Source organism: Moraxella sp. CTOTU47724 (assembly GCF_032014955.1).
Classification (GTDB): domain Bacteria; phylum Pseudomonadota; class Gammaproteobacteria; order Pseudomonadales; family Moraxellaceae; genus Faucicola; species Faucicola tetraodonis.
Genome location: NZ_DALZSV010000035.1, coordinates 1 through 25,788 on the forward strand (window position 1 = coordinate 1; position 25,788 = coordinate 25,788).

The 25,788-nt window shown below is 44.0% G+C and carries 22 protein-coding genes; 13 read left to right on the forward strand and 9 right to left on the reverse strand.

Translation table 11 applies throughout. The features are described 5' to 3' along the window. Window positions 1-167: 167 nt before the first annotated feature. The gene (locus tag RTR63_RS07985; RefSeq protein WP_312523641.1) at window positions 168-1,889 is read right to left on the reverse strand and encodes an AMP-binding protein; all 1,722 of its coding nucleotides are present in this window, start codon (window positions 1,887-1,889) and stop codon (window positions 168-170) included. Window positions 1,890-2,406: 517 nt separating this feature from the next. Here RTR63_RS07985 and parC point away from each other — a divergent pair. From parC to dapC, 5 genes are all read left to right on the forward strand, one after another. Then, window positions 2,407-4,662 carry a DNA topoisomerase IV subunit A gene (parC, locus tag RTR63_RS07990; protein ID WP_312523626.1) on the forward strand — a complete coding sequence of 752 codons (2,256 nt, stop codon included), beginning with the start codon at window positions 2,407-2,409 and terminating at the stop codon, window positions 4,660-4,662. Between the two features lie 62 nt (window positions 4,663-4,724). After that, a complete protein-coding gene (locus tag RTR63_RS07995) occupies window positions 4,725-5,414 on the forward strand; it encodes a hypothetical protein (protein WP_219332168.1) in 690 nt (229 codons plus the stop codon). Further along, the gene (locus RTR63_RS08000) at window positions 5,407-6,501 is read left to right on the forward strand and encodes an XRE family transcriptional regulator (RefSeq protein WP_312523628.1); all 1,095 of its coding nucleotides are present in this window, start codon (window positions 5,407-5,409) and stop codon (window positions 6,499-6,501) included. The genes RTR63_RS07995 and RTR63_RS08000 overlap by 8 nt, the downstream gene beginning before the upstream one ends. A 182-nt stretch (window positions 6,502-6,683) precedes the next feature. After that, a complete protein-coding gene (locus RTR63_RS08005; protein ID WP_219332166.1) occupies window positions 6,684-7,049 on the forward strand; it encodes a hypothetical protein in 366 nt (121 codons plus the stop codon). A gap of 162 nt (window positions 7,050-7,211) precedes the next feature. Beyond that, window positions 7,212-8,420, forward strand: coding sequence for a succinyldiaminopimelate transaminase (gene dapC, locus RTR63_RS08010; RefSeq protein WP_219332165.1), 1,209 nt, complete (start codon window positions 7,212-7,214; stop codon window positions 8,418-8,420). Between the two features lie 90 nt (window positions 8,421-8,510). On the opposite strand, the gene RTR63_RS08015 is transcribed toward dapC, so the two are convergent. Then, window positions 8,511-9,902 (reverse strand): patatin-like phospholipase family protein, encoded by a 1,392-nt coding sequence (locus tag RTR63_RS08015; RefSeq protein WP_219332164.1) that lies wholly within the window; start codon window positions 9,900-9,902, stop codon window positions 8,511-8,513. Window positions 9,903-10,286: 384 nt separating this feature from the next. Between RTR63_RS08015 and RTR63_RS08020 the strand changes: the two genes are divergently transcribed. The 3 genes from RTR63_RS08020 to RTR63_RS08030 all read left to right on the forward strand — a co-directional run bounded on the left by RTR63_RS08020 (window position 10,287) and on the right by RTR63_RS08030 (window position 12,750). Further along, complete coding sequence (locus RTR63_RS08020; RefSeq protein WP_219332163.1) at window positions 10,287-10,607, forward strand: FeoA family protein; 321 nt, start codon at window positions 10,287-10,289, stop codon at window positions 10,605-10,607. Between the two features lie 99 nt (window positions 10,608-10,706). Next, entirely contained in the window at window positions 10,707-12,596 is a 1,890-nt protein-coding gene (feoB, locus tag RTR63_RS08025; protein WP_219332162.1) for a ferrous iron transporter B, read from the forward strand. 19 nt (window positions 12,597-12,615) lie between these two features. Then, the gene (locus RTR63_RS08030; RefSeq protein ID WP_219332161.1) at window positions 12,616-12,750 is read left to right on the forward strand and encodes a FeoB-associated Cys-rich membrane protein; all 135 of its coding nucleotides are present in this window, start codon (window positions 12,616-12,618) and stop codon (window positions 12,748-12,750) included. Between the two features lie 110 nt (window positions 12,751-12,860). Here the strand turns inward: RTR63_RS08030 and RTR63_RS08035 are convergent, their stop codons facing one another. Next, entirely contained in the window at window positions 12,861-13,421 is a 561-nt protein-coding gene (locus RTR63_RS08035) for an NUDIX hydrolase (protein ID WP_101964225.1), read from the reverse strand. 157 nt (window positions 13,422-13,578) lie between these two features. On the opposite strand from RTR63_RS08035, the gene RTR63_RS08040 reads away from it, so the two are divergent. After that, the gene (locus RTR63_RS08040; protein ID WP_203172385.1) at window positions 13,579-13,749 is read left to right on the forward strand and encodes a hypothetical protein; all 171 of its coding nucleotides are present in this window, start codon (window positions 13,579-13,581) and stop codon (window positions 13,747-13,749) included. Window positions 13,750-13,769: 20 nt separating this feature from the next. Continuing rightward, window positions 13,770-14,369 (forward strand): NUDIX hydrolase, encoded by a 600-nt coding sequence (locus RTR63_RS08045; protein WP_062332248.1) that lies wholly within the window; start codon window positions 13,770-13,772, stop codon window positions 14,367-14,369. Window positions 14,370-14,388: 19 nt separating this feature from the next. Here RTR63_RS08045 and RTR63_RS08050 read toward each other — a convergent pair whose 3' ends face one another. Further along, window positions 14,389-16,203: a D-alanyl-D-alanine carboxypeptidase/D-alanyl-D-alanine-endopeptidase gene (locus RTR63_RS08050; protein ID WP_203172386.1), complete on the reverse strand. Its 1,815-nt coding sequence runs from the start codon at window positions 16,201-16,203 to the stop codon at window positions 14,389-14,391. 326 nt (window positions 16,204-16,529) lie between these two features. Between RTR63_RS08050 and RTR63_RS08055 the strand changes: the two genes are divergently transcribed. After that, window positions 16,530-17,291: a hypothetical protein gene (locus RTR63_RS08055; RefSeq protein ID WP_203172387.1), complete on the forward strand. Its 762-nt coding sequence runs from the start codon at window positions 16,530-16,532 to the stop codon at window positions 17,289-17,291. A gap of 75 nt (window positions 17,292-17,366) precedes the next feature. On the opposite strand, the gene RTR63_RS08060 is transcribed toward RTR63_RS08055, so the two are convergent. Together RTR63_RS08060 and RTR63_RS08065 are read right to left on the reverse strand one after the other, a co-directional pair. After that, window positions 17,367-18,014 (reverse strand): 3'-5' exonuclease, encoded by a 648-nt coding sequence (locus RTR63_RS08060; protein WP_312523634.1) that lies wholly within the window; start codon window positions 18,012-18,014, stop codon window positions 17,367-17,369. A gap of 71 nt (window positions 18,015-18,085) precedes the next feature. Beyond that, the gene (locus tag RTR63_RS08065; RefSeq protein ID WP_312523636.1) at window positions 18,086-19,978 is read right to left on the reverse strand and encodes a DUF294 nucleotidyltransferase-like domain-containing protein; all 1,893 of its coding nucleotides are present in this window, start codon (window positions 19,976-19,978) and stop codon (window positions 18,086-18,088) included. Window positions 19,979-20,148: 170 nt separating this feature from the next. On the opposite strand from RTR63_RS08065, the gene RTR63_RS08070 reads away from it, so the two are divergent. Next, entirely contained in the window at window positions 20,149-20,355 is a 207-nt protein-coding gene (locus RTR63_RS08070) for a hypothetical protein (RefSeq protein WP_312523638.1), read from the forward strand. 139 nt (window positions 20,356-20,494) lie between these two features. On the opposite strand, the gene rapA is transcribed toward RTR63_RS08070, so the two are convergent. From rapA to RTR63_RS08085, 3 genes are all read right to left on the reverse strand, one after another. Further along, the gene (rapA, locus tag RTR63_RS08075; protein WP_312523639.1) at window positions 20,495-23,344 is read right to left on the reverse strand and encodes an RNA polymerase-associated protein RapA; all 2,850 of its coding nucleotides are present in this window, start codon (window positions 23,342-23,344) and stop codon (window positions 20,495-20,497) included. A 112-nt stretch (window positions 23,345-23,456) separates the two neighbouring features. Further along, a complete protein-coding gene (locus RTR63_RS08080; protein ID WP_219332154.1) occupies window positions 23,457-24,269 on the reverse strand; it encodes a DUF72 domain-containing protein in 813 nt (270 codons plus the stop codon). Window positions 24,270-24,312: 43 nt separating this feature from the next. Then, window positions 24,313-24,756 carry a diacylglycerol kinase gene (locus RTR63_RS08085; RefSeq protein ID WP_257619734.1) on the reverse strand — a complete coding sequence of 148 codons (444 nt, stop codon included), beginning with the start codon at window positions 24,754-24,756 and terminating at the stop codon, window positions 24,313-24,315. A gap of 262 nt (window positions 24,757-25,018) precedes the next feature. Between RTR63_RS08085 and RTR63_RS08090 the strand changes: the two genes are divergently transcribed. Next, window positions 25,019-25,788 (forward strand): transglutaminase-like domain-containing protein (locus RTR63_RS08090; protein ID WP_312523640.1); only part of this gene is annotated, 770 nt, incomplete at its 3' end.

Here is a 25,788-nt window from a genome sequence, read left to right on the forward strand (position 1 = left end):
ATGCATCGGGCGCTCATTGATTGGTGAAATAGCGTCATCCATAAACTCAGTATTACCCGTAACAGCCGATTGGTATTCCCAATTTTATAAGGTTAGGCGGGTGCGCTGCAATAAAAAACCCAACTAATCTGATATAGAAAAGCTGGGTTTTGGCAACAAACGTTAACTTACTTTTTTTCTTCAAGTTTACGCAGTTCTTTGCGCAGGATTTTGCCAACATTTGATTTTGGCAATTCATCCACAAATTCAACTTTACGCGGACGTTTATAACCCGTCAACTCGCTTCGCGCGTATTGCAGCAACTCTTGCTCGGTGAGGCTTGGGTCTTTACGTACCACAAACGCTTTTGGCACTTCACCGCTTTTTTCGCTCGATACCCCAATCACCCCAACTTCCAACACTTTAGGATGTGCCGCTAGCACTTCTTCAACTTCGCTTGGATAGACATTAAATCCTGATACCAAAATCATGTCTTTTTTACGGTCAACGATTTTGAAATAGCCTTGCTCATCAACGACAGCGATGTCACCGGTTTTGAAATAACCATCTGCTGTCATTACTTCGGCAGTGGCTTCAGGACGCTGCCAGTAGCCTTTCATCACTTGTGGACCTTTAACTGCAATCTCACCACGCTCACCTGCTGCGACTTCATTGCCGTTGTCATCGAGCAGCTTGATGTCGGTGTTGGGCAGCGGGATACCGATTTTGGCGCTAAATTTCTCTTGCGTCAAGGGGTTTAGGGTGACAACGGGTGAAGTTTCGGACAAGCCGTAGCCTTCTAAAATATTGGTACCTGTAATACGTTTCCACTCTTCGGCGGTTGAAGGCAATACCGACATACCACCGCCAAGCGACAAACGCAATTTGCTATGGTCTAATGCCCGAAAACCAGTATGGTGCGCCAAACCATTAAATAATGTGTTCACCGCTGGGAAAAATACTGGCTTATATTTTGCTAGTTCTTTGACAAAACTGTCCAAGTCGCGGGGGTTTGGAATCAATACACCGGTAAAGCCCATGTTCATACCTAGTAACGCACAGGCGGTAAATGAGAAAATATGGTAAAGCGGTAAGGCAATGACGGCGTACTCACCTACCATTTGATTGGGGAATACTTGTCTGGCGAACTCTTGGCACTGTAGCATATTGGATACCAAGTTGCTGTGGGTAAGCATCGCACCTTTGGCAACCCCTGTGGTGCCGCCCGTGTACTGTAGTACCGCAACATCACTGCCTTTGATACCCTCTGGGCGCTGATAGCGACTGGCAGACGCTTGCTTGATTACACTCTTAAATGTCACATGCCCGTCAATTTGCCAAGCTGGAATGGCTTTTTTGACATACTTGACCACGGTATTGACTAGCATACCTTTGAACGTACCCATCAAATCACCGATTGAACAGACGATAACGTGATCAACCATTTTTTTGCCGATATCTTGATAGGTTTTGGCAAAGTTTTCAACGATAAATAACGCTTTGGCTTGCGAGTCTTCTAACTGATGGGCTAATTCATGAGTGGTGTATAAGGGATTGACATTGACTAAGATAAAACCTGCGCGGATGATACCAATCATACACACTGGGTATTGCAAGATATTTGGCATCATGACCGCGACGGTATCGCCTTTTTGTAGACCCAATCCCTGCAAATACGCCGCGATTTGGCGGCTATAAGTGTCTAGCTGACGATAGGTCATGCTACTACCCATGCACACAAAGGCATCACTACCATTGAATTGTTCGAAATTCTTTTCAAAAACATTCATTAGGTTAACTTCGTCACCGGGCATTTGCATGTTATAGTTCATGCCGTAATGCTCGTAAGTCTTTAACCAAGGTTTCTCATGATGATCGGTAAGCTTTGGCGCATGTGGCTGCGCTTCCATATTATCGATGGGAGTATCGATGGGCGCAATGTCTTGTGCATTATTGTCAGGGGTTTGAGCTGAGGTGGTTGATTCATTCATGAGAAATGTTTTCCTTAGGTATGCGGTCTATCAGCGAATAGCATATTGATAATTAAAAGAATTTTTATAAAAAGGTCCATCCCACTACTAAAAATTATATTAAAAATCGCGGCCAAATGTACTATTAACATACTAAATATTTACTCAATTCTCAAGCCTATTCTCTGTACTTATGGGATGATAAAAATGATTTCGCGTCGAAATAGTTATCCATTATTTGACCGTTAAAGCGGCTATAGTGTCCAGTTATCTTTAGACAGGTAGGTGTTGCGACACAGTTTGACGTGTAAAACTGGGCAAATTTGCCATGTCATGGATTAATACTTGTTTTTCTACTCTCAAGCTTTATGATATTTCCTCATACTTCTTATCTCTTTTTTGAGCTTTCTTTCTTTTGCACTTTCTTTTATTTTTTGTCATTGATTAAGTAACCATTATGTCTGATACCCTTGTAGCAAAAATCACCAAACCAAACGATTTGAATAACCCCACTCGCTCAGTCGCTGAATTTACCGAAAACGCGTATCTGAACTACGCGATGTACGTCATCATGGACCGGGCATTGCCACACGTTGCCGACGGGTTAAAACCTGTGCAGCGCCGTATCGTGTATGCGATGAGCGAGCTTGGGCTCAAAAATACTGCCAAACCCAAAAAATCAGCGCGCACTATCGGTGACGTCATTGGTAAATACCATCCGCATGGCGACTCCGCCTGTTATGAAGCCATGGTGTTGATGAGCCAACCGTTTAGCTACCGTTATCCACTCATTAGCGGTCAAGGCAATTTCGGCTCGCCCGACGACCCAAAATCCTTCGCTGCGATGCGCTACACCGAAGCCAAACTATCGGCTTATGCCAATACCTTGCTAAACGAGCTCGGTCAAGGCACTGTCGATTGGCAAGACAACTTTGACGGCACCTTGCAAGAACCCGTCACCTTGCCTGCCCGTCTGCCGAACATCGTGCTCAACGGCACAACGGGCATTGCGGTCGGTATGGCAACCGATATCCCGCCACATAACTTATCTGAAGTGGTCAAAGGCTGCATTGCGCTACTTAAAAAACCCACAATGACAGAAAAAGAGCTGGCAAAGTACATCCCTGCACCCGATTTGCCGACCAAAGCAGAAATCATCACCTCGCCTGAGGATTTGCTACAGCTATATAAAACGGGTCGTGGTAGCTACAAAATGCGTGCTACTTATCATGTCGATGACAAAGAAAAAAACTTAGTCATCATCGATGCGCTACCCTATCAAATCTCCGGTAATAAAATCATTGAGCAAATTGCCAATTTAATCAATGCCAAAAAACTGCCTTGGGTAACTGACATCCATGACGAATCCGACCACCAAAACGCTTGCCGTATCGTGCTTGAGCTGCGCTCTAACCGTGTTGATATCGAGCCGATGATGAGCCATTTGTTTGCCAGTACCGACCTTGAGAGTAATTACCGCGTTAATCTCAACATGATTGGCACCAATGGCAAACCCCAAGTCAAATCACTGCTTACCATTCTCACCGAATGGCTCTCTGTGCGCCGAGATACCGTCACGCGCCGTTTGCAATACCGCTTGGATAAAATCGAGCAGCGCCTACATATCTTGGCAGGTTTGCTGATTGCCTATCTTCATATTGATGAAGTCATCCGTATCATCCGTGAGGAAGAAGACCCAAAAGCAGAATTGATGACGCGCTATGATTTGACCGAAAGCCAAGCCAATGCGATTTTAGATATTCGTCTGCGTCAATTGGCACGCCTTGAAGAAATTGAGCTCAAACGTGAACAAAGTGACCTAGAAGCAGAAAAAGCCCAAATCGAAGCATACTTGAACAACCCAGACAAATTGACTGGCTTAATGATTGAAGAGCTCACTGCCGATATGAAAGAGCATGGCGACAAACGCCAATCGCCGATTGTAGAACGTACGGAAGCCACCGCGCTTAAAGAAACTGACCTAGCCCCAAGCGAGCCTGTGACAGTCATCGTGTCAAAATCAGGCTGGATTCGCTCCGCCAAAGGGCACGATGTCGATGCCGCCAATATGAATTACCGTTCGGGCGATGCCTACCTTGCCCATGCGCAAGGCAAGTCCAATGAAAAAGTCTATCTCATGGATAACACCGGTCGCAGCTATCGCCTCGATGCCCATACCTTACCCTCTGCGCGGGGGCAAGGCGAGCCGCTCACAAGTCTGCTAAAACCCACGGGCGGAGCAAGTTTTGTTAATGTGCTAATGGGACAAGATGACAGTAAGCTCATCATGGCAAGCTCGCAAGGCTATGGCTTTATCAACACCTTTGCTGATCTTGATACCAACCAAAAAGCCGGCAAAAATGTGATTAATTTTGATGACGCCTGTAGTTTAATAACCCACCAAATTGGTGAGCAAGATACGCTGGTTGGCGTGGTCAGCTCGGCAGGGCATTTGCTGGTATACCCATTGACTGAGTTACCGATGATGAAAAAAGGCAAAGGCAATAAGCTGATTGATTTAAAAGACGGTGACAGCGTGGTCGCCATCACCACCTTGACCGAAAGTGATAGTCTGGTACTAAATAGTGGTAAACGCACATTGACGCTTAAACCGATGGATATTGCCAATTTTATGGGTACACGCGGTCGACGCGGTGCACTCCTGCCAAAAGGGTTTCAAAAGGTGAGTGGGATCAATAGAATTATTTCATAATTTTTATTTTTTCATACATCAATTGATGTTATAATTTATAAAAATCCAAAGGGTAGTTAAGTATGTTCCAAATTTCTCAGTATGAACTATTTCCTGAAATTGATGAGATAAATCACGATACAAAAATTATAACTAAATCTCAAGCCGTTGAAATATTAAATGAGCGGTTTGGTTTCGAGCCACAGTTAGTTTTTGATGCTATAAAATCAGCAGACAATAATTTTGATTATAAATCAAATTTAAATCCTGCAAGTGGCATATCTCGTTGGGGTGATATTAATGAATCGATTGCTCAACAATTATTACTTTTGGGTTATAAACATGAACGTTTAAATGGTCAACCTACTCTTATAAATGAAAAATACAAAATTCAATTAGTAGTAATGTCAGCAAATAAATCAATAGGAAACATAGATGCTCCTATTTCTTCAAATTGCCCGAAAGGTAGTGAAACCGAAACAAAAATTAAATTAAATCAGCCTGACTGTGAAATTGAAACTTGGTTTCTATATTATCCCTCAAGAGGACATGCTATTTATCAATCTGATAGCCCAGAACTTATATTTGAAGTTGCTAAACCCACTTCTGTATATGTGGTAAACGAAGATAAGATTTTCCCTATCAATCATGAGTCCCGTTTAATATTTACTCAAGATGGTGAACCAACTTCATATATTAGTGAATTTGCAGATGAATCGATTAATGAAGATTCATTTGATATTGGATATAAAGTTACAGGTAGTGATGAATAATTCAGCAAATTTAAGTTTTAGTAAATATCGTTTAAAAGTTGCAAAAGACCTTAGAGGTTTATCAAACAAAGATTTATCTAATATTCTTTCATGTACAGAAGTAACAGTTTCAAATTATTTAAATGAAAATAAACCCTTTGTACCTGACTTTGAAAGAATTGTCTTACTCAGTGAAAAATTAGGTTTGCCTTTTAGTTTCTTTCAATCTAATTTCGATACAAGAGTTAGTGATGAACAGATTTTTTACCGTTCATTTAATCGTATTAAAGCTCAATATCGTAATTCCGCCCGTGCATATAGCGAGTTTGCTATACAAACATTAGAATTTTTCGATAATAAAATTTCTAATTTACCTAAATTCAAAGGTATTAATGTTGATATTGATAACTTGATTGATGACCCAGAGAAAACCGCACTTACATTGAGAGCTGAGTGGAAGCTGGGAATGTTACCTATTAAGAACATGATAGGTGTTTTAGAGTCGCATGGTATAGCAGATTTTAGACTTCCTTTAGAAGTCAAAGAAGTAGATGCCTTTTCATTTTATCATGATGGCAGACCCATTATTTTTTTAAACACATTTAAATCACCTGAAAGACAACGATTTGATGCTGCTCATGAATTAGGTCATATAATTCTACATAGTGATGATGTTAATGTTCTTCAAAATATGAAAGAAAAAGAAAATCAAGCTGATAGATTTGCAGCTAGTTTTCTTATGCCTAAAGATTTATTCATTAGCAATGCACCAAATAATTTATCGTTGCAAAATATGATTCATTATAAACATTATTGGAAAGTTTCATTGGTTGCACTAAATTATAATCTACATAAATTAGGTTTATTAAGTGAATGGAAATATCGCGCTAATACTATCGAGTTTAGTAAAAATGGCTATTATAATTCTGAACCTGAGTCTATTGAGCGTGATGAACCAATTTTACTTAATAAAATTATTGATATTTTACTTAAGAAAGAAGGACGTAATTTTCATCAACCATTAGATTTCGGATTTCAAATTTTCGATGAAATTACTTTCAAATTAACCAGCAATAAAATTCGTCCAAAACTAAGAGTGTTAACTTAAAAACTACAATCCAACCTATTTTTAAATTACTATCAGTTAAAGCACAAATTATTCAAGTTTATCATATAGGTTATTTTTTTAAATAATAATAATCCCGTGATAAATCAACACAAAAACCGCCTTTAACCGTTGGCAGAAAATCGCTATGCTCTGCCAACTTTTCAATCAAAATCAAACTTTCTATGTACGACTCCGTATTTCAAGACATCAAAACTCATATCGTTAGCTTCACAGGCTTAGAGCGAGATGCCCTACATATTTATGTCGGTATTGGCGTATTTCTTGTCACAAGTCTACTTTTTAAAAATCACCGCTATCGCTGGCTTATCGCCTTATTTGCGGTGATTGCTGCTGCCAGCATGGGTGAAGTGCTAGACAGACATGACCAGCTTATAATCGACAAGCACTGGTACTGGCAAGGCAGTGTGCATGATATAGTGAACACCTGCTTTTTCCCGACCCTTTTTACCTTGATACTCACCTTTACCCATTTTTTTGAGCGAAACTTTGAGCGAAATAGTGCCCAAGCTCATGGTTCAAAACGTTAATTGGCTATCAACTTTTAGCAAACTTTTGGTTCAATCTTGGCAAACTCAGCGATTCGGGGTAAAGTAATCTAATTTTTCACAGTATTTTTAACATCCCAGTACTTTTAAAATCAGAGTATTTTTAAAATTAGCTCTCTCGCATATATGGACAGCCAACCCCTTATGAATCCGCAATTACAGCTTTTGCATCCTTATCCGTTTGCCAAGATGGCAACCTTGCTACAAGGCATCACCCCAAACCCAAACTATACCCCGATTAAACTGGGTATCGGTGAACCGCAGCACACACCGCCACAGTTTGTGTTAGACGTCATCAAAGACAATTTGGCTAAAATCCAAAACTACCCCACCACCAACGGTTTGCCCGAGCTGCGCCAAGCGATTGCCGATTGGGTACAGCGCCGTTTTCAGGTCAAACAATTAAATGCCGACACCCAAGTGCTACCGGTGATGGGTACACGTGAGGCGCTATTTAGCTTTGTGCAGGCGGCGTTTGACCGTGAGGATAGCAAACGACCTTACGTGGTGATGCCAAATCCGTTTTATCAGATTTATGAAGGGGCGACGCTGCTCGCTGGTGGACAGCCGTATTTTGTCAATTGTACCGCAGACAATAATTTTGTCGGGGACTATGACAGCGTGCCAAGCGAGGTTTGGGAGAAGACCCAACTGGTCTTTGTGTGTAGTCCAAACAACCCAACTGGCTCAGTGATGGATATGGCGCAGTGGCAACGTCTGGTTGAGCTATCGGATAAATACGGCTTTATCCTAGCCAGTGATGAGTGCTACAGTGAGCTATATTTTGAGGTGCCGCCGATTGGACTACTTGACGTCTGCGCCAAACTCGGACGCGATGATTTTGCCAATTGCGTGGTGTTTCATTCGCTGTCAAAACGCTCCAATCTACCTGGCATGCGCTCAGGATTTGTGGCAGGTGATGCCAAGCTACTAGCGCCGTATGCCCAGTACCGCACTTATCAAGGCTGCGCGATGCCGATTCATCATCAGCTCGCTTCGATTACCGCGTGGCAAGATGAAGTCCATGTGGCAGAAAACCGCAAACTATATCGCCAAAAGTTTGATTTGTGGATGGACAAGCTGTCAGACAAATTACCGCTACGCCGCCCTGATGCCGGTTTTTATTTTTGGTTGCCGGTACAAGATGATGAGCAGTTTGTCAAAGTGATTTATGAACAGCTAAATATCCATGCGCTCGCAGGGCGTTACCTATCTCGTGATACGCCCCCATACCAAAACAACAGCGGTAACGCTGGCAAAAACCATGTGCGCATGGCATTGGTTGCAGATATCGCACAAAGCAGCGAGGCGATTGACCGATTGCTGCGCTTAGACTTATCAAATTTGGTGTAATTTTCCATAAAAAAGTGATGGCTAGCTACCATCACTTTTTTTGACTTTTTGTAAGCCTTTAGCTTGTAAAGATTCAGCGTGCAACGACGGCTAGTCTTCAAGATTTTTTAGCAGGGTACTGACCTGTGCCAAGCGTTTGCGTTTTTGGTGGATATCATGGCTGACAAAGATATCATCGGTCTCAGGTAGCATAAACCAATCTGGGTGGCGAAAAGTGTTCTCAATATCTTGTAAGCCACTTTCCCAGTGCTCTTGCATGGTCGAGCCGCTAAACTCATAGTCTTTATAGCCGCGCTCGTAAGTCTTTTTGTGATAAATCAGATGAATCACGTTTTTGACACCGACTTCTGTCATTTCGCGGGCTTTATTGACGCACAGTTCTTCAACTTTATCAACTTTAGCATCGTCATCGATGATTTCGAGTAACTCTTTGATAAGGCGCGTATAACGCAATTTTTGCGCCATAAAGTCAGTAACCATGCGGGTTTTGCTGGAATATTGGATGTCTTTGATGCGCTCGTCAATCTCCATCATATTCTCTGGCACCGTGCCCTTGGCATTCCACAAATCCACTTGGAAAATCAATTGCTTGAGGTGCTCTTCATGGCTTAAGATTTCATTGAGTGGTGTGTTGGACACCAGTCCGCCATCCCAATAATACTCCCCATCAATCTCAACCGCTGGAAAACCTGGCGGCAGTGCGCCCGATGCGATGAAGTGATCGTAGCGCAGTTCTTCATTTTCATTGCTAAAAATAGCAAAATTACCGTTACGCACATTGACCGCAGACACCGATACTTTCATCCGATTGACGTCATTGACAAGTTTTAAGTCACAATAACGCTCAAGGGTCTCGCGCAGCTTGTCGGTGGTATAATAACTTAAGTGATTGGGGGTGGTGTCATACGGCACAAAATAACGCGGTTTAAAAAAGCCACGCTGTCCTTCAATCATGGTTTGCCAAGCCTCAGCGGTAGATTCCATCACCCGCAGCTGCTGCTTTAAAAAGCCATTTTCAAATATCCAAGGCATAAAATGGCTTACCATATCAATCCTGCTGAGTTTATCGAGCTCATTGGCCGTTTGACGGTAGACATTCAGCCCTGCAGGGGTGTAGTTACGATGGGTGATGGTGTTCCAAAACCCTTGCAGCGCTGCCAAGCGGTTCTCTGGACGGTTACCTGCGATGATGGCGGTATTGAGCGCCCCAATTGAAATACCTGAGATACGGTCGATTTTGATGCCTTGTTTATGCAGCCCTTCATAAATCCCTGCTTGGTAGGCACCAAGCGCACCGCCACCTTGCAGCAGCAACGACACGCTATCGTATTGTTTGACCAATTCTTTGAGTGGTGGCGTGCCTTGTGGGGTGGGTTGATTGGGGTTTGGGTTTGGTGGCTCTATCGCCTTGAACGGTGATAAATTATCAGGTGATGGCTTGGATGGTTGCGCAGCTGTGGGGATGGTTTTTCTAGTTGACATAATAATCTCATCATCCATAAGTATAGTGGTTTTTATTTAGTATAGAATATATATCACTCAAGTATTGTAGCAAGATTTTATAGCGACAAAATGATATATGCGTGACTTTTTTGAGGGTTTTGTCATTCACGAACCTTTGATTAAACATCAACATTGCTGCTTAAATATCTATGTTGTATCAAAGTGAATACGCGCAATTTTTAAAAAAACTCAATGCTATATTAAAAAAATTGAATCGCCGCTTGATTTTTTAAGACGTTAGCATAATAATAATTATCACTAAAAGATAATGTCTCTCATTTATACTTTAGTTCGTATTTACTCGCTTTCACTGAGTGCTTTATTTTCTATTTTAAAGCTAAACCGTTCGCGAAAGGCAGCAAGATGACCGTATTGACATTTTCTAATGACATGGCACCCGTGCCAGAGTCAATCCCCGCAAAAGCCGCGGCTCAGCCTTTGTTAGACCTGCCGAAACATACCATCGCTTATGTGGAAGAAGTCATTGCCAATCCTGCATTTGGTTTACAAGACAATTTGGTGAGCCGCCGCCTGCATGATTTGGGATTTTTGCCAAATACGGCGATTAAAATCGTGGCAAAAGGCTTGTTTGGGCGTCCCCCCTTTGCTATTCAATTAGCAGGTGGTGCGCAGTTTAGTTTACGCCGTGATGAGCTCGCTAAGATTAAGTGCCGTAGGGTGTAACGATTTTTGTCACTGTTTAAGAGATGGCAGGCGTAGCAGATGAGTGGCTACGCTTTTTGTTTTTTTAGGGTATAGATAGGGTTGAGTTAGAGGGTTATTATGGCAATCACGTTGGCATTGGTCGGGGCACCAAACTGCGGTAAAACGGCTACCTTTAATGCATTGACGGGGGCAAAAGCAAAAATTGCCAACTACTCTGGCGTCACAGTGGACAAAAAATTTGCCACGTGGTTGGGCGATCCAGCGGTCACTATCTTAGATTTACCAGGGACTTATAGTTTGCGCACCACCAGTCCTGATGAGCAAGTCACCCGTGAGGTATTGCTCGGTCAACAGGCGGGTGAAAAACCGCTTGATGGCATTATCGCGGTCGCCGATGCGACGAATTTGCGTTTGAGTTTGCGGATGCTACTGGAGCTCAAACAATTGGGCTTGCCCATGATGGTCGCGCTCAATTTATCCGATGTCGCGGCTTCACGCGGGGTGGTGATTGATGAAGATGCACTAGCCGAAGTCTTGGGTATGCCCGTGGTCAAAACCATCGCCATCAAACGTGACGGCACTGCCAAATTGCACCAACTACTCGGTGAGTTTGTGGCGCAGCAAGCCAACCAATCCGCTATCGCGCTGCGTAACGCGCAATATTTTACCCAAGTCGCTGACACCATTGATAACTTAGATGCCACTGTCTTATACCATGAAGCCGACTCGATTATCGCCCATGCGGTACGCGAAAAAGGCGCCCTACCCAATTGGCATGAGCGTTTAGACAGTCTGTTATTGCACCCATTTTGGGGCATGGTGATTTTGCTGATTGTGCTGTTTGTGATGTTCCAAGCGGTGTATTCATGGGCTGCCCCGTTGATGGATGGCTTAGATAGCCTAGTCAATACGCTAGGGACTTGGATTACCGCTCAGCTAGGTTCTGGACTGTTACAAAGTCTATTGGTCGATGGCGTGCTTGCGGGTGTCGGCGGGGTGATTGTTTTTTTGCCGCAAATTACGATTCTGTTTTTGTTTATTTTGGTGTTAGAAGATTCGGGTTATTTGCCACGTGCCGCTTTTTTGCTGGATAATTTATTGGCAAAAACAGGCTTGTCAGGTCGGGCGTTTATCCCGCTGCTTTCAAGTTTTGCCTGTGCTGTACCTTCGGTCATGGCGACTCGCACCATTCCCAATGCCCGCGAGCGCCTTGTCACTATGGCACTGGCACCGATGTTGACCTGTTCAGCACGCTTGCCGATTTATGCGTTAATTATCGCCGCCGTGATTCCCGATACCAAAGTATTGGGGCTGTTTAATCTGCAAGGTCTGACTTTGTTTGCGCTCTATCTTGCTGGGATTGTATCGGCAGCTTTGGTCGCCTTGGGGCTTAAATGGATAGCTAAAGTACAAGGTCGCACGAGCTTGACGGCGCTGATGATGGAGCTACCGACTTATCGCTTGCCCAATGTGCGCCATATTGCGATTAGCCTTTGGGATAAAGTTAAAGCGTTCTTAACACGCGCAGGCACGATTATTTTTTCGTTGTCCGTATTGTTATGGGTATTGGTGACTTTCCCAAAACCGCCTGCCAACGCCACAGGTCCTGCGATTGATTATAGTATTGCTGGTCATCTTGGGCATTGGATTCATCCGCTTTTCGCGCCGATTGGGTTTGATTGGCAAACCTGTATCGCCATGATTCCTGGTATTGCTGCCCGTGAAGTGGTGGTCGCTGCGATGGGTACTGTGTATGCGGTGAGTGGTGATGAAGCAGCGGTGAGTGAAGGCTTAATCCCGATTATCCGCAATCATTGGGGACTCCCAACGGCGTTTGCGTTTTTGGCGTGGTATATCTATGCACCCATGTGTATGGCAACGATTGCCACCATCAAACGAGAGAGCAATTCAGGCAAATATACAGCAATGATTGTGGCATTTTTATTTGTATTGGCCTATATCGCAGCTTTTATTACTTATCGTGTGACAGATATACTCGTTAATTAATTGATTGGAAGGAGTCACTATGAACGCGCAAATGCAAACTTTTATCGTGATGTTGATGGTATTGATGGCGCTAATATATGTCGCAATCAAAGCCAAAAAGCGCTTAACTGCCAAAAATAATAGTTGCGGCGGCTGCGGTAAATGCGGTCATTGATTGAAGATTATAACCTTTGTTTAGAACTTAGATAGTTAGGGCATATACGCTACGCCCGTATCTTTTTAGCTAACAATTTGCCGTTTAAAATTTACTGTTTAAATGGACACTTAATCGCCCAAATGCACGTATTTGGCAATCACTTGCTGATGGATGGGGAAATTACCGAGCGTCGCCCCTGCTTTACGGTCAGCAAAATAATGTTGCAGCGTTTCAATGACATTTTGGAACGCCAAGTCTTCCCAAGGAATGTCTTCTTCGGCAAACAACGCACATTCTAGGCTCTCGATGCCCACGCCAAATTTGCCATCTTTGAGCGAGCCGATAAATATCATATGAATCTGTCCGATATCGGGTATATCGTATAGACAATATAGCTCTAATCCACTGCCGATGGCTTCGGCTTCTTCAAAGCACTCACGATTGCCGCCATCTTTCATCGTCTCGCCAAGCTCCATAAAGCCTGCGGGCAACGTCCAATAACCATGCCGCGGTTCAATCGCGCGGCGACAGAGTAAAACTTTATCTTCATGGATGAGTAAACAGCCGTTGATGACTTTGGGATTTTCGTAATGGATGTAGCCACAAGATGGGCACACAATGCGCGGCAGGCTGTCCATCGGCGGGATTTTGGTTTCGGCTAGATGACCGCATTGCAGGCAGTAAGGCATGGTATTTTCCTATTATTTTTATGTTTTGTGAGGTGAAAGTCGTTTTAAGTATGGTAGCATTGATTGCAGGTTTTTACATGATAAAAATGATTTGAGCAGCCGATTATGAGAAAGTTTAGCTAAGTATCTAGCTTAGGTATTTAGCTGGGTATTAAGTTTGGGATTATTAGCAGGTTGTAACGCGCTGCATACCCAGCCTAATATGCAAAAACCTGTCTCAGCTATGCCAGCTTTACCGCTTGATAGTGATATCGACAATAGACAATTAGTTTTAGATAAATTCGGTCAACTCAAAGCGCCGTATAAACATTGCGAAATTGCCCATTAAATTTTGATGAATTAAAAAATATGTCCACAACAAGATTTCAAAGTCCTTTACTGAACCAACTGGCAGAGCGAATCGCTAAACTGCCATTCGACCCCACGCCGCAGCCGTATTCGGTACTCATCGCCATTACCAATGAAGCTGAGCCAAAAGTTTTGTACTCGTTGCGCGCTTCGGATATGCGAGAACATGCCGGCGAAGTATCATTTGCAGGTGGCAGACGCGAAGACACAGACGATAGCAACCAAGCTACCGCGTTACGAGAAACGCATGAGGAAACCGGTATTCATCCCAGTCAAGTGACTGTGTTGGGCGAATTACCCCTACAATTTGCCAAAAGCGGTAGACCTGTCAAGCCGATTGTGGGGGTGATACCACCCAGCGTTAACCTTGTGCCAGAGATGTGCGAAATTGCAAGGCTATTTTGGGCGGATTTAGCCACGCTTATTCGCCAGCCGACTATCGATTATGCGTATGATTTGGGTCGCCAAGTGATGGTATCACCCAGCTTTATCATTGATGGCGAGACCGTGTGGGGCTTGACTGGGCGCATCACCGCAAGCCTACTAGAAATGGGATTTGACCGCCAGATTGATTGGTATTTTAATGTTCACGATAAATAGCCAATCAACCACAAACCAATCACTGCAGCGCTGTCCACGCTAGCATTTCATCCAGCACAGCTTTGGCATTGCTATTATTTTTGACATTGTCGGCATTAATCATCCCAACCACTGCATACCATTTTCCCGATTTGCCTTGAACATAGCCTGCCATACTGGTGACATTATCGAGCGTGCCTGTTTTGATCCAAGCATGCCCAATGGCAGGGTTATTTGGCTGGCGCAGTTTGAGCGCTTTGATGGTACCCGACTCGCCTGCCACGCCCAACGAATCACGATATACGGTAAAATTGGGTGAATGATAAGCCAGAGTTAGCAGCGCTAACATACTATTGGGCGCCACGCGGCAATCCCGGCATAAACCTGAGGCTCTAGTCATCACAGGGGGCTGTGCTTGGGGCAGCTTTTGTTGCCACCACTGGTGAATGTAGGCAAAGGTTTTTGGATAAGTACTGATACGCTGCTTGTCGGCATACAGCGGTAGCGACAAGGCGATTTGTTCTGTCATCACATTGTTGGAGTGCTGATTGATGTCTTTGATTTGCTCGTGCAATGGATTGGAGGCCACATAGCCCACCAATTTTGGGGTTAAGGGTTTGCCAAAGTATTTTAGGTATAAGCGAATATACCAAGGTAGCGCTTGCGGTATCGCCTTGGCTTGCTGCATATAAGGCACTGCAGGGTTGGCAAATTCAATATTCCCTGTAAAGTTTGGCAAGATTTTTTGCCAATCGGCGATGATTTGTTGTTTGACCAGCACATCCCCATCAGGAAACGTCAGATAGCGCTTTTGCTCACCACAAAAGGCAGACGCGGTTTGGTGAAAGCTCAATCCTGCAGACGTCAATGTCCCAATCCAATCATCTTGGTTGTTATTACAAGGCGCTTGACTAGCTTGCAGTGTTGTAGGCATAGAAAAGTTTGCTAGCGCAGGCTTTAGGCTGACTTGATATGCCGCTACGTCTTTGGGATTGATCGAGGGTTTGCTTTGGATTTGCTCAAGATTCGCTGCTTCGTTATAAAGGTCAGATGTGTTCGAAGTAGTAGCACTGCTACCACTAGCGGATGCCTTAGCAGGTTTGATAGCTGCTATTGCGTTAGGTTTTGCTATTGGCACCAAATCCACTTCCACCGTACCAAAATTGGTCAATAAAGCATTGGGCTGGGCATTATAAGGGCGTAACCCTTTACCATCAAACGCATTAACATCAAAATCCACCCCTTCAAATTGGCGATTATCGATGATTAAATTGCCTTGTACCTGCTGTATACCCTGTGCTTTGATCATGGCAAGCAGTTGGTACAAGCGCTCGTTTTCCAGTTTTGGGTCGCCACTGCCTTGCACAATCACATCACCATAAAGCGTGCCTTTCCACACAAAACCATGCTGATATAATTTGGTTTGCCAAACAAAGTCTTTGCCCAAACTATCGAGCGCCACATAAGTGGGAATCAGTTTTTGCGTAGATGCAGGGGTACGTGGCACATCAGCATTATAACTAAACAAAGGCGTTTGGGGTGCAGTCGATGCTGCGCTTTGCGGATTTTCCGTTAACGGTTGTACCACCATACTCATGCTATCGGTCGGAATATTGGCTTGGGCAAGTTTGGCTTGAATCGCTTCAGGTAGCTTGTTGACTGGATCGCGCTGCCCCATGACTGCATGGCTTTGCTTGGTCACCGAATCAGTGAGTATTGGCGGCTGCACTTGTGTGGTATCTGACGTATGACCCACCAAGGACAGACAAGCCATCCCTAGCAACAAACCTGTTTTTAAAGACAATAATTGAGTGGCGCGGGTTTGCAGACCCACGGATTGGCGAGAATTTTTCATAACAACAGCAACAATGTGACGAATCTATACTAGGTATCGAATCTTATTAGGCAAAAATAAATTAGGCAAAAATAAGCTGTCACCTTAGCGCTTTTTGCCATAAAAATCCACCTGATTTCATAGCAAATCGGCTAAAATTAAGGCATTTAGACAAACTGCCGTAGCCTTCTGTTGCAATTCTCTACATTTCAATTTTCAGATATTTGCTAAACTGTCGCCTAATTACTACATTGCAGTCACTGCTATTGCCGTTTTGGGTTTCAATCGAGAACGCTGACCCCTTGCTTTGGGGTGTTGGGTCAAAATTATTTAGGTTAAAAAAATTTATGTTAAACAAATCTATCGCCACCTCTGCCATGACTATAGGTGCTATGAGTGTCGTGCTAGCGTTATCTGCATGCTCAAAAAAAGATGACAAAGCCGCAACCACCACTGCTTCTGCAACGACGACTACCACCACGTCAGCTTCTACGACTACTGCACCTTTGGCAGCATCCCAAGCCATCTCTAGCGCGCCTGCTAGTGCTGCTGCTGTTACCACCACCGCTTCGTCAACCACAACTACTGTCACCACGCCAGCGACTGCAGAAAAAACCGCCAACGTTAGCAGCGCCCCTACAGTTGCCGCCAATAATGCCGCGGCTGCAACACCCAATCTTGCCCTAAAAGCGGATTTGACTCAGTTATTTAAAACCTTAAATGAGCTTGACCGCACTACCCAAGCCAAACAAGCAGAAATGGCAAAAAAAATGCAAAACGCCAAAACGCCTGCTGACCAACAAGCTTTCTTTAAAGAAGTGGTGGCACAGTTAGACTTGCAAAAAGCCACGCTCAACAAACTAAAATTTAATGACCCGCGTGTCGCACAAACCCGCGATAAAATGGTTGAAAGTATCACCAATAGCCGTGCCGGTACGGCGGCTTTAATCAAAAAACCAACGGCAACCCCAGAGACCAATCCAGAAATTGCTAAGTCGATGGAAAAAGCGCAAAAATCTGCCGAAGAAGCCCGTACCATGTTGATGCAATTAACCCAAGAAGCAGGCATCAAACCAAAAGGCGCAGACGCCGCGGCTAGCAAAAAATAAAGTCATTTTTAGATAAAAAACTCTCATGATGAGAGTTTTTTTATGTCGGTTAGCTTTTATGACTTCATAAGCCCGCTATGACTGCATCAAGTGGGTGAATAACATGGCAGTCATAATGGCATCATTGAGGGCATTATGTGCAGGTAATCGCGGGATTTGGTATTCTTCTAGCAGTTGATTGAGGTGTGGTAACTGCCCAACTTGGCTGGGGTCATGTCGATGCTGATTTTGTTGATACAAGCGACTGACATCGACAAGTTTATTAGCCAGTTCCACCCCTAAAAACGGTTTGGCAATGGCATTTAAAAACGCCATATCCATGTCCACACAAAACCCAATTATCGGACGGTTTTTAAGCATGGGCAATAATTGGGTGAGCATCTCGTCATACGATAAGCCATTGTCGACATCTATCGGTCTTAATCCGTGAATCACAATGGTGTCATCGGTGGGCATCACAGGCGGACGGCATACCAATGACAGCGCGCTATCGGTATCAATCACAAACCCGTCACTTTCTTTGCGTACCCGTACTGCACCGACACTTAAAATATAATCTTGTTTGGCATTAAGCCCGGTCATTTCTAGATCTAGGCTCACCCACTCATTGGGGACTTTAGATAGCGGGTTATCAAACAGATAAGCGTACTCCGGCTTGCTGAGCCGCTGTTTTTGTCGCTCAAGTTTTTGACAGCCTAACAGATTTTTGATGCGATTAAACATGGTTTTTCTCTAGGCAATTAACACTATCTATTTCGTTAAAAAATATCTTTAATTAAAAAATATCTATTTAGTTAAAAAATATCTAGACGATAATGATGGGTAATAAAGGTTTTAAAATCTTTGACCATCGCCAAACATTCTTTTAACAAGTCTTTTTCCAGTGCTGATAAGTGATTGGGATTTACCGCTCGCGCTGTTCTATCTTGTGTGATCAATGCCACATCCAGTCGTTTTGCCATAAAAAAATCCAGTGCTTCTGCCAGATTTTGCGCCATGGTGTCACCTAGTACCTGTTGCTGTGCCAGTTGCTGCAGCCGGTTTCTGGTGTTGGTGTCAGTGATATGATATTCCAGTGACAAGGCGCGCACGCCATGGACAATCGGGAATATCCCCGCTTTTTTTAGGTCAATATCGGTTTCACTGGCACCGACAAATTTTTGCCACCAACCACTGCTGTCGCCAAATTGTAGAATCGGTTTGGCAAAACGGTTGATAAAGTTGCTAGTCGCCACATTTTGCGCGCTGACTTGCCAATGTTTTTGCAGCTGCTCAAAGAGCTTAATATCGCCGCAAACAAAATGCGCATCGACTAAGGTCGCAATCCACATCATATCTTCACTACTGCCACTCACGTACCATGCCGTGATTTGTTTTTCAAAGGCGGTTGAAGTTTTTCGCCAACGCTCGTTGCTAAGCATAATCTTGCCATCACAATAGGGATAACCCATGTTCGCCAATGCCTCATTGAACTGCGCGGCATAGCTGGGCAGATTGTCATCTTTAAAACCATTGCGGATAATTAGCGCATTGTCTTGGTCAGTACGCAAGATTTGTTCACCACGCCCTTCTGAGCCCATCACAAACAGACAAGTATTGTAGAAGGTGATAGCAGGCACAATCAGCTGCCATACCTTGGCGAACACTTGTAAATTTAAGCTTTGCACCATACGGCTGATAACATGGATTTTGATGCCGCTAGCGTGCTGCTCACGGATAAATTTACCAATCAATTCCACCGCCACCGCAACATCCTCTAGGCTCTGCGCTTGCTCAATACGAGCGACGATAAGATTGGAATGGTTGGTTAAAAAGCTCAGTAATTCGGTTTGCCCCAAAATCCCAATGATTTGACCTTGACTATCAATAATGGGTAAACGGTGGGTACGAGTTTGTAACATGGTCAGCAAGGCTTCACTCACATCTTGCGATTGATGCACGGTATGGATTTTAAAATTAGTAAAGTCCAGCACAGGCGTGGTGGCAAAATCAACTTTGTGCCCAATCGCTCGGCACACATCGGTTTGGGTAAAAATACCGATGCGCTCGACATACGCTGCGATGGTGGATTTTTCAACGCCTTGTGCGATGAGTTTGTCACGCTCTGCTTCGCTCATTCGCGCTTGTGACTTAACCAAAATATGCTTGATGTCAAATTGGTTCATCGCCATGGTGGCATCGTATAGCGTTGCCGTATCATCGACAAAATGCGGCGGTTTGATATGCTGCCCCAAATTGGCAATCGGTTGATATAGCAGTTTTTGACTTTCACTTTGGGCAAGGCGAGCTTGGTGATGGTTGAGACGGGCAGCGACATCGGCAAACAAGGCGTTTTTTAAGCTGGGATTTTGCTCGGTGATTGCACTTAGCACTTGCCCATCGATACGGTACATCAGACTTTGCTGCTGGGTGATAAAGTTGAACACACCGTTTTGCCTGACCTTGGTATCAAACCAATCGCCTGCATTTAAGGTAGAAATCAACGCATCACCTTGTAATTGATGAACAAAGCCTTTAAGGAGAATAAAAAAATCCCCTTGCCATCCAGTGGGTATGGGCTGCAAGTTGTCCAAATAGACGATTTTACTGTGCTGCTGCAGATAGGTTCGCTGCTGAGCGCTTAGTGTATCAAACGGGGACTGGTATAGATGTTGTATGTCTAAAGTCTGTATCGTCGAGCCACTCATATCACCATCCTTGTATTGCGGCTAAAAATAAATCTCATGTCCTATGAGTCTTGTTAGATTATAATCAAAGTTGTCTGAGGCAACAATCGTGTTTCAACAAATATCGATGGGTCGTGGTGGTATCTAATTTACACCCGTCAAACATAACAGTATGGGTAATGGGTAAACAGATGAATTATTTAGGTTTTCTTTGTTTGGGCTTAGGGATTTTGACATTGGTCACGGGTATGCTATGTTTTTTATTATCTAAAGTTAGTAAGGAGCCGCCTGTCAGGTATAAAACCCAACGCATTGCGATGGTGCTGTTGCCACTGGCGATAGTACTACTTAGTATCGGACTCAAATTTAGTATGAGTGTGGTGAATCCTGAGGTGTAAATAACTAGCTTTGCTAACTAAGCCTGATAACTAGACCTGGTAACTGGTCTTAACCAAAAAATGGAAAATGCAAAAATATAACAAAGGTCAGCCTAATATAAGCTGACCCCTAACCTAAATTAACCTAAATTCAAAAAAATTAAGCGGGCTTGACAGCGACTAGCACACGGATACTATCAGGAATTAAGGATAAATGACCCAGTGCATGTAAGCCTTGTTCTTGCAAACGTTTTAATTGATTGATTTCTGCGTCTCGTACATTCGGATTGATGGATTGCAAATATTGCAGGCGCTCCACTTCACGCTCATAGCGCTGATTAAATACCTCTTTGGCTTGCTCACTTATCGCAGGTAATTGCTGGTTTGCCAATGCTACTGCTTGCTCATAGCGCACTTCGATAATGTCTTTACGCGCTTTGATGACTTGACGCGCACGGGTTTTATCCAAACGATGAATATGCGACACAATCATATCAGGCGCAATTTTATCGCTAAAATCAGTCCCTTGCTGGCTTAAAAACACCCGAATGAGCGGCTTTGGCAAAAATGCGGGTAAATTAAGGAGCTTTGGCGCAATCGCTTCAACACGAAAATTAACTTCGACCAAGACCAGTCCTTCAGGCATGGCATTACTTTGTAAAGTTGCAACCGTGGTATTACCGAACGTGCCTGCGTTGACCGTTTCAAAGATACTTTGCATCAAAGGATGCTCATAAGTCATAAATTCCATGTCTTCGCGTAGTAACGCTTGGTCACGCTCAAAGGTCAAGGTCATACCATCTTCAGGTACGGCCAGTCCTTGCACTTGCACTTCATCGCTCGGATGCAGCATCAATGAGCCATCACGCTGTCCACTATATTCCATATTGATGGACGACATAAAGCGTTCAAACAAACGTGGCAACATGTGGGTATCATCAAAATCACGCATGGTGTAAGCGATTTTACTGGCCACACGCGGGCGACAAGAATTGTATTCAAGCAGTCTGTCACGCCCTGCTTGCATGGCTGCTTCTAGTGCGATGCGCTGGGCGTTGCCTTCTTCAATCAACTGATCTAAAGTAATTTCTTGACCCTCATCTTCGACTTTTTGCCCTTCAAGTAGCGGTTTTAAATCCACAATAAACTGCTCTTGAACGGTTTGCGCCGTGGGTGAGATTTGGTTAAAAATGTTTAGCGCTTCGTTATACCAGCGGTACATACGTTCAGTTGCCGTGCCTTCGACAAAAGGCACATGAATGGTAATCTCGTTTTGCTGACCAATCCGATCGAGGCGGCCAATCCGCTGCTCTAATGTATCAGGATTGGCGGGCAAATCAAACAACACCAAATCACTGGCAAACTGAAAATTACGCCCCTCAGAGCCAATTTCAGACGCCAACAATACTTGCGCGCCTTCAATATCGGCAAAATACGCAGCCGCTTGGTCGCGCTCCAGTAGGGTCATCTGCTCAGTAAAAATCGCGGTTTTAATGCCCGCATGCAATCGTAATACTGCCTCTAAACTCTCAACCGTTGCCCCACTGCGCGCAATCAGTAGCACCTTTTGATGTTTTAAGGTGTTTTTAAGCAAATCAACCAACCAAGGCACTCGCGGGTCTTGTTCCAGCCAACTGCCATCGGGCTGTAACTCTTCTGGCCATAATTGTTCGCGCAATTTACCTTGGGTGTGATAACTGTCTTGCCAACTTATCGGTAGCGGCAGCGGATACGCCATTGAGCGCCGACCTTTGAAGCCAGAAATAAGCTCAGACACGCTCTCACGGGTGTTGCGAAATAGCACACGACCAGTACCATGACGATCTAACAATTCATTGATGGCGCGCGCACGACCTTGCTCGTCATCACTGATGTCGTGACCTAACAACTGAGCTAACGCTGATTTTTGGTTATCTGACAGCGATTGGTCACTCAATAACACCTCAGCAATTGCTGCGGTTTGCGCAAAATTTTCTTCTGCATCGATAAAGTCGTCTAAATCATTAAAACGATTGGGATCTAACAATCGTAACCGCGCAAAATGGCTTTCTAAACCTAACTGCTCAGGGGTTGCTGTGAGTAACAAAACACCTGCGGTTTGTTCAGCCAAATCTTCAACCAAATCGTATTTGTCATTGCCCCCTTGCTCACTGTCCCAATGCAGATGGTGCGCTTCATCCACAACCAGCAAATCAAACCCCGCTTCCAAGGCTTTTTCATGCAAATCTTCATGGTCGAGTAGCAAATCGATACTGGCAATAATCAACTGCTCAGTCGTAAAAGGATTTTGCTCAGGGTCATGCTCTGCAATCGCTGCGGTTCTGACCAAATCAAAAATAGCAAATTCAAGATTAAAACGACGACGCATTTCAATCATCCATTGGTACTGCAAACTATCAGGTACCAAAATCAAAATACGCTCAGATTTGCCGGTGATGAGTTGCTGGTGAATAATGAGACCCGCTTCAATCGTCTTGCCAAGCCCTACCTCATCGGCAAGCAGCACGCGCGGCGCGATACGTTTACCTACTTCATGGGCGATATACAGCTGATGCTCAATAATATCGACACGTGCACCCATCAAGCCTCTTAGTGGATGAGACGCCAAATAGGCTTGGGTACGCAGTAGCTCTTGGCGCAGTTCGTACCAATCATTTTGGTGGATACGACTGGCAAGCAAGCGCTCAAGTGGTTTTGCCAAATTAATATTAGCCGCAAGGCGCGTTTCCATAATCGCACGGTCATGACCTTCAACCGAGTATTTATAGACGCCATTGGTCTCTTCAAAATCGCTGACCACATACGATGCGCCATCTTGGTCGTGTATGGTATCCCCTGCTTTGAAAGTCACACGCGACAAAGGCGCCGATGTCTTGGCATACACACGCGTTTCTTCACTTTGCGGGAACAAAATATGCACGCAGCGTTCATCAACGAGCACGACGACGCCCAGCCCCAATTCATTCTCTGTATCCGACAGATAACGTTGTCCAATCGCAAAATCAGTCATACCGCTTAACCATGCTTCCAAATTAGAAATTTAAATGATGAAAAGTAAAACTGTTTATGATAGCAAAAATTACATTTTCAAGTGAATGATTTTGTTGATAGCGGCTGTTTACTCACTCATCATTCGCTACCAACGGACTGACGACTGGCATACCTTCGTTCATGAGCGCTTGTGTGAGCATCTCAATATTATACACCGCGTGACCTTTTACCGTATTTTCAAAGTAAATATACAAGGTATCAAAATTGGCTTGTTGATTGGCAATGGTCTTTGCCCAAGCTTGCATTTCTGTATCCCTGTATCGATAATCATGCCGCTCTGCCGCCGAATGGGCATCCCACCAGTCTAAGTTTTGCCCATGCATGCGTAAATAACCGATGCGGCTAGTAAATAACAGCCGACTGGGCGGTAAACCATGGATATTTGGATAGTCCACACTACACCAAATCAAATTTTGCTGCTGAAAACTGGCGTAAACTTGCGGGATATGCCAGCTTTGGTGGCGAAACTCTATCGCCAATGGCAACCCATCAAACCAACTGGTCAAGGTTGCCAAATACTGACGATGTGCCACCGTTCTATCAAAACCATGCGGAAATTGAATCAATAACGCAGCCAAACAATCTGCCGCTAAAATAGGTTCAATCGCCTGCAAAAAAGCTTGCGCGGTCTCTGCAGTGGCGGTTAATCGGTGGGTAAAATCTTGGTGAATCTTAATCGAAAATTTTAGCTGCCCATTGGATTTTTTGAGCATACCTTCATACGCTTTTCGACCTAAAGGCGCATAAAAGCTACTATTGATTTCAACAGTGGCATAATGACGACTATACTCGGTTAAAAATTCGGTTTTTTTGGTGTCAGCAGGATACAGGATTCCCAAAAAATCCGTATCACTGTATCCCCCTGTTCCGATATAGATGCTCATAGAAAATTGGTTCTACTTAATTGCAAAATTAGCCCAGCATTGATTAATAGAAATTAATAAAAGTCGTATATAGCGCCATCATCCATAACAAAAACAGCATCGTCAAGGCTAATAGCTGCGCGGCAGAACCTACATCTTTACCAATCTTTGCCAACGGATGACGTTCTGTCGATGTATGGTCAATCGACGCTTCAATACCGGTATTAAACAACTCGACGATCAGAGAAAAAAACGATGAAAACACCAATATCATTTTAATCGGCATCATAAAAGGTAAAAAAATCAGCGCAATTAATAAAATGCTATTGAGCCATGCAACCTGTCGAAAAGCCGCTTCATTTTGATATGCCGCAACTAAACCATCTTTTGAGTAACCTGCGGCATTAATGATGCGTTTGAGACCCGTTTTTCCCTTGGTCTGCGCGGCATACCCTTCTAAATGGCTAGCAAATTTATCAGAGCGCTGATTTGAACTAGGTGATGTCATGGTGGTAATGGGTTTTAAAAAATTTCCTCATTCTACCATAGATTAATCCTAGAATTTTCACAATCTATACTGCCGCGAGCATTGATAGCCCTTGATAAACAAGCTTTGAATCATGCGAATTTAAGGGCAAATAAAATCTATAAATATTGATTGCCATTTTACTGATAATGGCATAAATTCTAAGACTTCTGCTATTTTTTGCAGCAACCACGCCACCTTGCAATTTTTAGTTAGTGTTGTCACCTTATTTGATGAAAAATCTATGATGAAATTACGCGCCACTTGCCAACTCGATTATCACTTTTCCCAGCCAACCCCTGCAGTGTTTCTGCTAAGACCGCAATCAGGTTTAGCACAGCAGATCACTCAAGAAGAATGGCAAGTCACGCCACCCCTAGCAGTTACAAGCTATAACGACAATTTTGGTAACTTATGTGACAGGGTTTTATTTCCGATGGGGGATTACCAAGTTCGCCTAACAGTTGAACTATACACCAGTGAATGGATAGATGTCGCACCCGGTATGCCAAAAACACCGATTGAGCAGCTGCCTTCAGATACAATGGTATATTTGTTACCCAGTCGCTATTGTCTACCAGAATTTCTACTTCAAGAAGCCCAAATGATAACCCAAAACTTTGCCGAAGGTTATGACAAAGCGGCGGCAATTTGCGCCTATATTCACCAAAACTTTACTTACCAATATGGGAGTAGTACAGCAGAGACCACAGCACTAGATACGTGGCAACATAAAAAGGGCGTTTGTCGTGACTTTGCCCATTTGGGTATTAGTCTGTCACGGGCATTAGATATGCCCGCTCGCATGGTAGTTGGCTACTTATATCAACTTGACCCAATGGACTTACATGCGTGGTATGAGGTTTTTATTGGCGACCGTTGGTACACATTTGACGCAACGCAATCATCGCCCAAAGGCGGTCGTGTGATCTTAGGTTATGGAAGGGATGCTGCGGATGTTGCTTTTGCGACTTTTTTCGCGCCATTTGAATTAAAAGATATGAAAGTTAACGT